Annotated in this window: 1 protein-coding gene and 2 pseudogenes; all 3 read left to right on the top strand. The window is 42.3% G+C overall.

Translation table 11 applies throughout. The features are described 5' to 3' along the window. Positions 1-225 (top strand): annotated as a pseudogene (locus AACR75_RS16270) (VOC family protein); the annotation flags it as partial. Positions 226-391: 166 nt separating this feature from the next. Further along, positions 392-1,030 carry a DJ-1/PfpI family protein gene (locus tag AACR75_RS16265; protein WP_017049177.1) on the top strand — a complete coding sequence of 213 codons (639 nt, stop codon included), beginning with the start codon at positions 392-394 and terminating at the stop codon, positions 1,028-1,030. Between the two features lie 81 nt (positions 1,031-1,111). Next, positions 1,112-1,232 (top strand): annotated as a pseudogene (locus AACR75_RS16260) (GNAT family N-acetyltransferase); the annotation flags it as partial.

Below are 1,232 nucleotides of genomic sequence, written 5' to 3'. Positions count from 1 at the left end.
GGAGAGCTGGCGACTCATGGTAATGGAATGACAATTGGCTTAAAAGTCAGTAGCCCAGAGTTAGTGGATTCATGGCATGCAGCAGGCTTAGCTAATGGCGGTGTAGCTTGCGAAGATCCTCCAGGTCTCAGGGTAAGCGGAGAAAGAAAAATGTATCTAGCTTATTTACGTGATCCAGCAGGAAATAAACTGTGTGCAACGCATCATATTTCTATGGGCAACTAAAGCACCGCTATAACAAACGCTTCAAGAGGGACAGCCAACGCGTGGTATTTTTACTATGCGTTGGTTTTTGTGATTAAGGTGTTATGCGGAAAGTTAGTAGTAGCGTTGTCTGCCCCTTAAGCGGGCGTTATGCGATTCATGAGGTCAGCGAAAGGAATAGAAATTTATGTACAAAGTTGGCGTTGTTATATTTGATGATTTCACAGATGTAGACTTTTTTCTTATGTATGACTTGCTTGGGAGAACAACCGATAGTTGGACGGTCAGCATACTGGGAACTAAACCAGAACATCATTCCCACCTTGGCATGAAAGTTAGAACTGACGGACATATTTCAGAGGTGACTAACCAAGATGTCGTTCTTATCACTAGTGGTAAACGTGGTATTCCAGCAGCGATGAAAGAAGCTGAATTTATGTCAGCATTGAGCCTCGACCCAAACAAACAGCTAATTGGCTCGATTTGTGCTGGTTCATTCATCCTTCATGAACTCGGTTTACTAAAAGGTAAGCCATTAACCACGAATCCAGATGCTAAAAGTGTTCTACAAAAGATGGGAGGAGACGTTCAGGATCTGCCTTTAGTAGTAGAAGGTAACATAGCCACTGCCGGAGGTTGCCTTTCATTGGTGTATCTCATTGGTTGGGTGGCAGAGCGGCTTTTTGACTCAGATAAACGAAAAGCTATTCAGAATCAATTAATTCCAGCTGGGCAGTTAGAACTTTTTGAAGAGCTAATTAGCACAACTATTCAGTCAGCAGAGTTGAAAAATTCGCATAACAAAGCATTTAAGAGTGATTCGTAACGCTTGGCAGTTTCGCTTCGCTCAAGTATAGCCAAGCGTCACTCACACCTTAATGCGGCGTTAAATTACAAGGATAGTTCAGTGGAAATAAAGGAAATTAATTCAACCTCTAGCGTCTCAGGTCAGTTAAATTCATTGCTTATAGATTGTGTTGAGAGTGGTGCTTCAGTCGGTTTTTTAACTCCGATCGACAGAGAAGAAA

Origin of the sequence: Vibrio sp. ZOR0018 (genome assembly GCF_963865925.1) — a bacterium.
Lineage (GTDB): Bacteria > Pseudomonadota > Gammaproteobacteria > Enterobacterales > Vibrionaceae > Vibrio > Vibrio anguillarum.
This window is presented reverse-complemented; position numbering and strand designations above follow the sequence as displayed.

Excerpts from the sequence above, each read along its gene's own strand:
- AACR75_RS16265 (WP_017049177.1), top strand. The coding sequence starts at position 392 with ATGTACAAAGTTGGCGTTGTTATATTTGATGATTTCACAGATGTAGAC.